A 5,817-nucleotide genomic window follows, 5' to 3' on the forward strand; every position below is an offset into this window, starting at 1 on the left:
GCGCGCACCGCCGCGTTGGTGGAGCGCCATCGCGTGAATGTGGATGATTTGCTGGGCAACGCACGGCAGGAGGGAATGGCGCTGCTGGTGATTCCAACCCTGAACCTGGACGTCGGACCCCAGCGCGATTTCGAGGATGACGCGACGCGCGATCGCTTTGTGCGTCAGCGCAGCACGTTCGTGCACTGGAACCACCAGTCGGAGAAGGACACCGCGATCAGCGCCGGCGCGGGGGATCACAAGATGAATTCGGGCGACCCCGGGCCGCAGTTCCAGACGGTGCGCGGCAAGCTGCTGTATCAGGTGATTCCGGTGTGGCCGGGCGAATACAGGCTCAACCGCATCACCTATCACCAGCCCCGCACCGAGCTGCCCGCAACGGTACCGCCGCAAAGCGCCATGGAGCGGTTGAAGAAGATCGGCATCGCGACGCTGGATTACGCGGTGGATCGCGAGTTCAAGATGACCACGCCAAAACCGCCATCCGGGAAAGAGGACGAAGACGGCCTGGGCAAGGGTTGCGAGGTGGTGCTGCGGGCCGGCGGCGGTTGCGACGAAGCGGCGCGCGAGGTGCGCTGGCGCATCAACGGAGAGATCGCATTCAATGCGGGCCAGGCCGATGCCGCGCCGACGCCCGGCATCGACGCCGAACTGATTTTTTCGCCGATCGCCGCCATCAAACTCGAAGCGGGCGAGGCCGTGCTGACGGATGGTTTCGTGTTGCCCGTCGATCAGCCGGTCATGACGCCGGATTCGTGCGAAGAGACTTCCCTCGGCCCCACCTGCACGATGGATTCGCTGACCTTGACGCGCCTGCCCGCCAGCCTGGAAGATTTCCGGCAGGCGCCGAGCGCGGGTAGCTTCAATTTGCCCAAGCTGGATGCGGCGCTGCGTGACCTGAGGTACCGGGCGCCCACGCTGTACTACAAGCCTGCGTCCGAGGCGACGCCGAATCAGATCCGGGCCGTGGGGACGGACTAAGATTTGAATGGAAGCGGAATGGACGCAAAGGAATTCGTCGCCAACTGGAATGCGCTAAGGGCGGAGTTGCTGGCGGCCTTTACGGCGCCGGAGGCAACCAGCGAGGTCGCCGCCAAAGTCCGGGCAATGGGGTTGTCAGCCGGGCAATCCGTTCAGATGCAGGGCGTCCTCGACGCCGTCGTCAGAGACACGATGGTTGCGTTGCTGCTGGGTCTGGACGGGGAGGCCAGCATCGGGGACAGCCAGCAGGCGTTCACGATCACGGATGAAGACGGCAACGTGATTCAGGGCATCGAGGAGGCCGCATGGGAGTGTTTCCATGGTGCCGCCGGGCAATGAGGCAAGGCGCCTGTTGCGGACCTTGCACACTGCGCAAAAAATTCCAGGAAACCTGATCGGGCCGCTGCGGGCCCGAAGCCGTCACGCGCTTTCGCCCGCCCTGCCCGTCGCATCGCGATACGCGACCGCATACATAGCCGTCGCGACGAACGTAGCCAGGACGCAAAGCACGACGCCCAACGCGGCATAGGCCACATCAGCGCCCGTCACGAACGTGTACGTCAGCGGGGACAGCACACTCGCGGTGAAACCGGCCACGACGACCAGCGCCAGCAGCACGAGCATCAGCGGCCAACGCGGGTAGGGCATTGCCGCGCGAATGCCGCCAAAGCCATATTCACCGGTCGCCGCGACGCGCGGCAGGCTCAGCCCATACGTCGCAAGCGCGTACAGGACGGGCAGCCAGATGGCCGCCGCCGACGCGATCAATGCGCCCCAAAATCGGATGTCTTCCGCGCCGTTCAGCAGCACATAGACCACAAACGGCAAATTGCCGGTCGCGCGACCCAAGGCCGCGACTGCGATGGCGATCGCGCCCAGCAGGACAAGGTGCTTGGCCTCGGCCGTGCCGCCGCGCGCGGCGGCGCTGCGTGCAGAATCCCCCAAGACGACGACCCGATGCCAGGCGAACGTCATGCGTGCGAACGCGATCAGATTGATCAGCGTCAGCGCGACAAACACCAGATCCGTAAGCCGATACAGCGGGGTGTCCGCCAAGGCGAATGGCAGAGACAGCGCGAATACCGCAAGCGACCACGGCGCGGCGGCCAGCATGGCGCGGCCCTGCTGGCCGATGACGCCTGCTGTCGCGGCAACATAACGACCTGCCCCGAGTTTGCTCGACACTAGATTCCTTTGCTCTGAACTGACGGGTTTCGTTTATACCCCAGCCGCGGTATCACCCTGGCGTGGTGTCCCGGCATGATGGCGGCTGGCTCAAACAGGCAGTTCGCGCGGCATCGACGTGCCGGCGTCGTCATCGCCGTAGATCAGCCCGGGCAACGGCGACGTGCCCACGTTTGCCCACAGCGCTTCGATCCAGTCCGCCGCGGTATCGACGATGGCGTCCTGCACGACAAAGTCGGGCTCGTCCAAGCCGAACATCGGCACGGCCGGGGTTACCCCGGTTGCGGTGTGCCGGACGTCGAACAAGGTCCGATGCGCATCCACGGCCTTGTTCAGCACATACAGGTCGGGGCCTTCAAGGCTGACGACAACCGAGAACGTGCCCTCGCCGTCCTGGTCGGGGAAGATGCCCACGCGGATCTCGCGGGCCTTTTCAGGCAGGGCAGCGATCAGCGCGGCCAAGCGCGCTTGGGCCTTGTCGGAATGCTGGTCCAGCACGCGCCGCAGCGCGGCTTGATAGTCTTGCCGATTCATTTTTAATCCTTCTTATTGTCTTGCGGCCTGTTCGCGCGGCACCCGTACGCTGCGGTGGCCTTGGCGGAAAGCGCGATGTCATCCAAGGGCACGGAACCGGCGTTCAACCATCAGTACGGCAAGGCGATGCGGACGGACCAGGGATTCGGAGTCCGGGCGATTTTTCCGATCATGGGTGCGACGAATATACCTGATCGATAAGGGGACGAAACGCCACGTTCCTTGCCGTGAAGTCCGCCGTGCGGCCCAGGCGCCGGTCCTCGGCAGCACGTCGTCAAGCGCAGCAAAATTCCAGGGCGGGATCTGGCCGCCCGCCGCGTTCATGCGTACACTTCCGGCATGCTACGCATCGACAATCTCACCAAGCGCTACGGCGACTATCTCGTCTTTCAGGGGCTGACTCACGCATTTTCGCCGGGATGCGTGGCGCTATGCGAAGAAGACAGCACCGGCAAATCCAGCTTGTTGGGCATCATCGCGGGCGCCGTCGCGCCGGATGGCGGGGACGTCTGGATCGACGGGCATTCCCTGACCCATGCGCAGCAGCAGGCCCGTGCCCGCCTGGCTTATGTGCCGGACAATTGCATGGCCTTTCCGGAGATGACCGGGCGCGCTTTGCTTACGCAGGTCGCCGCGGAAAAGCAGGTTGCCGTGGACGACGGGGTGCTTGATCTGGCTTACCGGCTGGGGCTGGAACCGCATCTGGACAAGCGCTTCGAACAGATGTCGACGGGTACGCGCCGCAAGGTCTTCGTGACGGCGGCCGCCTTGGGTGACCCGGCGGTGGTGATCGCAGACGGGCCCAGCAACGGGTTCGACGCACAGGGCCGCGCCGTGCTGGCCGAGGTGTTCAAGGCCTGGGCGCAAGATCGCGTCGTGCTGTTCGCCAGCCATGACCCCGAACTGGTGCAGGCGTGCGAGGCCAGAACGATCAACGTTGCCGATTTGCGCTGACTGGGCGCCGCTGCGGTCAAGCTCCGGCGGCAGGCCTGAAACCTGTCAATGCGGCTTCCAGGTCAGCCCGTCTTTCGACCGATACTCGGGTTGACCCGTGCAGCACCCGCCTGCGCCGAACGCCTGGCGTCCGATGAAGGCCGTGATGAATCCTTTGCTTTCGGTCAGCGATTGGCGGATGCATATCGTGGGCAGTGGATAGAACTCGCCTTCCAATACCAGCGTCCAGCTCACATTCTCGCCCTCGGCCGCGTCCACCTTGTAGACCTTGCAGTTGTTGACGATCAAGTGAATGGGCTTGCCGGCCAGCACGCCTTTGAATTGCAGCTCGGGCGGCGTTTCGCGCGTGGCGATGGTTTCGGCGGTAAGCGTTGATCCGGCCGGGGGCGGGGGAAGCGATGGCTCGCACCCCGCCAGCGCGCTTGCCGTGCACAGCGTCAGCGCCAATCGGCGGGCAAGGCGTGTCATCCGGCCGATCCCTGGTCAGGCCACGTTGGCGAAGCGTTTTTCAAGATACGCGATGATGTCGTTGGACTCGTACATCCAGCGCGTGCCATCGGCCTCTTCGATACGCAGGCAAGGCACCTTGACCTTGCCGCCGCCCGCCAGCAGCTGTTCGCGCGCCTGCGGATCGCGCTTGGCGTCGTGCAGGGCCACCGGCACGTTCAGCCGGTGCATGGCGCGTCGCGTCTTGACGCAAAACGGGCAGGCGTGGAATTGGTACAGCGCAAGCGCGGCCGCGTCCTTGTTCACGGCGGCCTGGCCTTGCGGCGAGCGCTTTTGCGGACGCGGACGCGTCAGGGCATCGCCCGCGACGATCAATTGACCCAGGCCGACACGCAAGGCTTTAACAATCATGGAATGGACTCGAAAAGGCAAAGGGAGGCGGTCAGTCTACTCCCTGCGGGGAGTGGGTGCCGCCCGCATGCTTGATACCGGTGCTGGTCGCGAGACGTTGCGCTCTTTGCCCTTCTCTTCGTCGGATTTCAACTTCCGTGCCTGTTGTGACGGCGCGATTCACCGCAGCTGATGCTGAAATACGACCAGGCATCGTAAGCGGTGCGAGTCAGGCGTCGCACGTGGCTTGAACGGCGATGGATATGAACAACTCCGGGGTAATGAGGTAGCTGATGAACCCGACGCGTCCGCGCACGGTGTCTAGGTCACCTTGCGCTTTCAAATTAATTGTTAGTACAATTAAATCATGCTAACGGTTATCGAAACCGAGGTATTTAGCGTTTGGGCAGGCAAGGTCTGGAACGACGCCGAACGGGAGGCGTTCGTGGACTGGATCGCGGCGAATCCCGAAGCAGGGGATGTCATCCCGGGTTCGGGCGGATGTAGAAAGGTCCGGTGGTCGCGTTCTGGAATGGGAAAGCGCGGAGGTTCTCGTGTCATCTACTACTTGCGATTAGCCAATGGCGAGGTGGTGCTGTTGATCGTCTACGCCAAGGCCAAATTCGATGACCTGTCTGCTTCATTTCTCGCCAAACTCAAGGAGAGTCTTGATGTCTAAGAAAACCGATGCCGAAGTGGCCGAGTTTGAAGCGGCGCTGCTGCGCAGCGCCAAGCAAGCCGCCAACGGCCAGTATGCCCGGGTGCATACGCCTGAAGATATCGTGCGGCGGCGCGGTCGGCCTGTCGGCAGCACCGCAGCGACTCGAAAATTCGCGACCACGATCCGTTTTGATGAGGATGTTCTGGCTGCCTTCAAGGCAACGGGTCGGGGTTGGCAGACCCGTATGAACAATGCGTTAAAGGACTGGCTGAAGACTCACCAGTTGACGTGATCGTGGATGCTGATGGATCTCGCCAACTGCCTTGGAAGTCTTGCGGCAACGCGGCCTTGGCCACACGGCGTCAGCCTGCGGCGCCTTAGTTCCCCGTCATGTTCCGTGATTGGATAAACGCCGACTCCTTGTCGAATTGGTCTTTCAGGAATGTCGAAAAGGCGCCGGGCGTGGCATCCGCGCTGGGATAAATGCTGGCTTCGGCGAAGCGGCGTTGCAGTTTGGGGTCTTGCAAGCTGTCTGCAATCGCCTTGGCAAGCGTAGCGAGGCGTGCCTCGGGCAGATGCGCGGGCGCCACGATGCCATACCAGGACGTCGTGTTCATCACCGGCAGGCCCAGTTCGCCGAATGTCGGCACGTCGGGCAGCACGGC

General features: G+C 63.3%; 10 protein-coding genes. 5 read left to right on the forward strand and 5 right to left on the reverse strand.

Annotation, left to right across the window (positions count from 1 at the left end):
• Both ACO6D5_RS22375 and ACO6D5_RS22380 read left to right on the forward strand, forming a co-directional pair.
• The coding region (locus tag ACO6D5_RS22375) for a hypothetical protein (protein ID WP_485826579.1) at positions 1 to 981 on the forward strand (981 nt) is incomplete at its 5' end.
• A gap of 18 nt (positions 982 to 999) precedes the next feature.
• Positions 1,000 to 1,320, forward strand: a complete 321-nt coding sequence (locus ACO6D5_RS22380; protein WP_088589815.1) for a hypothetical protein — start codon at positions 1,000 to 1,002, stop codon at positions 1,318 to 1,320.
• A gap of 81 nt (positions 1,321 to 1,401) precedes the next feature.
• On the opposite strand, the gene ACO6D5_RS22385 is transcribed toward ACO6D5_RS22380, so the two are convergent.
• Both ACO6D5_RS22385 and ACO6D5_RS22390 read right to left on the reverse strand, forming a co-directional pair.
• Positions 1,402 to 2,094, reverse strand: a complete 693-nt coding sequence (locus ACO6D5_RS22385) for a hypothetical protein (protein WP_485826580.1) — start codon at positions 2,092 to 2,094, stop codon at positions 1,402 to 1,404.
• A 162-nt stretch (positions 2,095 to 2,256) separates the two neighbouring features.
• Positions 2,257 to 2,700 (reverse strand): DUF6389 family protein, encoded by a 444-nt coding sequence (locus tag ACO6D5_RS22390; RefSeq protein WP_485826581.1) that lies wholly within the window; start codon positions 2,698 to 2,700, stop codon positions 2,257 to 2,259.
• A gap of 339 nt (positions 2,701 to 3,039) precedes the next feature.
• On the opposite strand from ACO6D5_RS22390, the gene ACO6D5_RS22395 reads away from it, so the two are divergent.
• Positions 3,040 to 3,654: an ABC transporter ATP-binding protein gene (locus ACO6D5_RS22395; RefSeq protein ID WP_485826582.1), complete on the forward strand. Its 615-nt coding sequence runs from the start codon at positions 3,040 to 3,042 to the stop codon at positions 3,652 to 3,654.
• Positions 3,655 to 3,699: 45 nt separating this feature from the next.
• Here the strand turns inward: ACO6D5_RS22395 and ACO6D5_RS22400 are convergent, their stop codons facing one another.
• Together ACO6D5_RS22400 and ACO6D5_RS22405 are read right to left on the reverse strand one after the other, a co-directional pair.
• Positions 3,700 to 4,122 carry a hypothetical protein gene (locus tag ACO6D5_RS22400; RefSeq protein WP_485826583.1) on the reverse strand — a complete coding sequence of 141 codons (423 nt, stop codon included), beginning with the start codon at positions 4,120 to 4,122 and terminating at the stop codon, positions 3,700 to 3,702.
• 15 nt (positions 4,123 to 4,137) lie between these two features.
• Positions 4,138 to 4,512, reverse strand: a complete 375-nt coding sequence (locus ACO6D5_RS22405) for a glutaredoxin family protein (RefSeq protein ID WP_315844508.1) — start codon at positions 4,510 to 4,512, stop codon at positions 4,138 to 4,140.
• Positions 4,513 to 4,858: 346 nt separating this feature from the next.
• Here ACO6D5_RS22405 and ACO6D5_RS22410 point away from each other — a divergent pair, with 346 nt between their 5' ends.
• Together ACO6D5_RS22410 and ACO6D5_RS22415 are read left to right on the forward strand one after the other, a co-directional pair.
• Positions 4,859 to 5,170, forward strand: coding sequence for a transcriptional regulator (locus tag ACO6D5_RS22410; RefSeq protein ID WP_315844509.1), 312 nt, complete (start codon positions 4,859 to 4,861; stop codon positions 5,168 to 5,170).
• A complete protein-coding gene (locus tag ACO6D5_RS22415; RefSeq protein WP_315844510.1) occupies positions 5,163 to 5,444 on the forward strand; it encodes a BrnA antitoxin family protein in 282 nt (93 codons plus the stop codon). The genes ACO6D5_RS22410 and ACO6D5_RS22415 overlap by 8 nt, the downstream gene beginning before the upstream one ends.
• An 85-nt stretch (positions 5,445 to 5,529) precedes the next feature.
• Here the strand turns inward: ACO6D5_RS22415 and ACO6D5_RS22420 are convergent.
• The coding region (locus ACO6D5_RS22420; protein WP_485826584.1) for a tripartite tricarboxylate transporter substrate-binding protein at positions 5,530 to 5,817 on the reverse strand (288 nt) is incomplete at its 5' end.

This window comes from Achromobacter sp., from assembly GCF_057314935.1.

Coding starts and splice junctions, on each gene's coding strand:
- ACO6D5_RS22380 (WP_088589815.1), top strand. CDS start 1,000: ATGGACGCAAAGGAATTCGTCGCCAACTGGAATGCGCTAAGGGCGGAG.
- ACO6D5_RS22385 (WP_485826580.1), bottom strand. CDS start 2,094: ATGCTGGCCGCCGCGCCGTGGTCGCTTGCGGTATTCGCGCTGTCTCTG.
- ACO6D5_RS22390 (WP_485826581.1), bottom strand. CDS start 2,700: ATGAATCGGCAAGACTATCAAGCCGCGCTGCGGCGCGTGCTGGACCAG.
- ACO6D5_RS22395 (WP_485826582.1), top strand. CDS start 3,040: ATGCTACGCATCGACAATCTCACCAAGCGCTACGGCGACTATCTCGTC.
- ACO6D5_RS22400 (WP_485826583.1), bottom strand. CDS start 4,122: ATGACACGCCTTGCCCGCCGATTGGCGCTGACGCTGTGCACGGCAAGC.
- ACO6D5_RS22405 (WP_315844508.1), bottom strand. CDS start 4,512: ATGATTGTTAAAGCCTTGCGTGTCGGCCTGGGTCAATTGATCGTCGCG.
- ACO6D5_RS22410 (WP_315844509.1), top strand. CDS start 4,859: ATGCTAACGGTTATCGAAACCGAGGTATTTAGCGTTTGGGCAGGCAAG.
- ACO6D5_RS22415 (WP_315844510.1), top strand. CDS start 5,163: ATGTCTAAGAAAACCGATGCCGAAGTGGCCGAGTTTGAAGCGGCGCTG.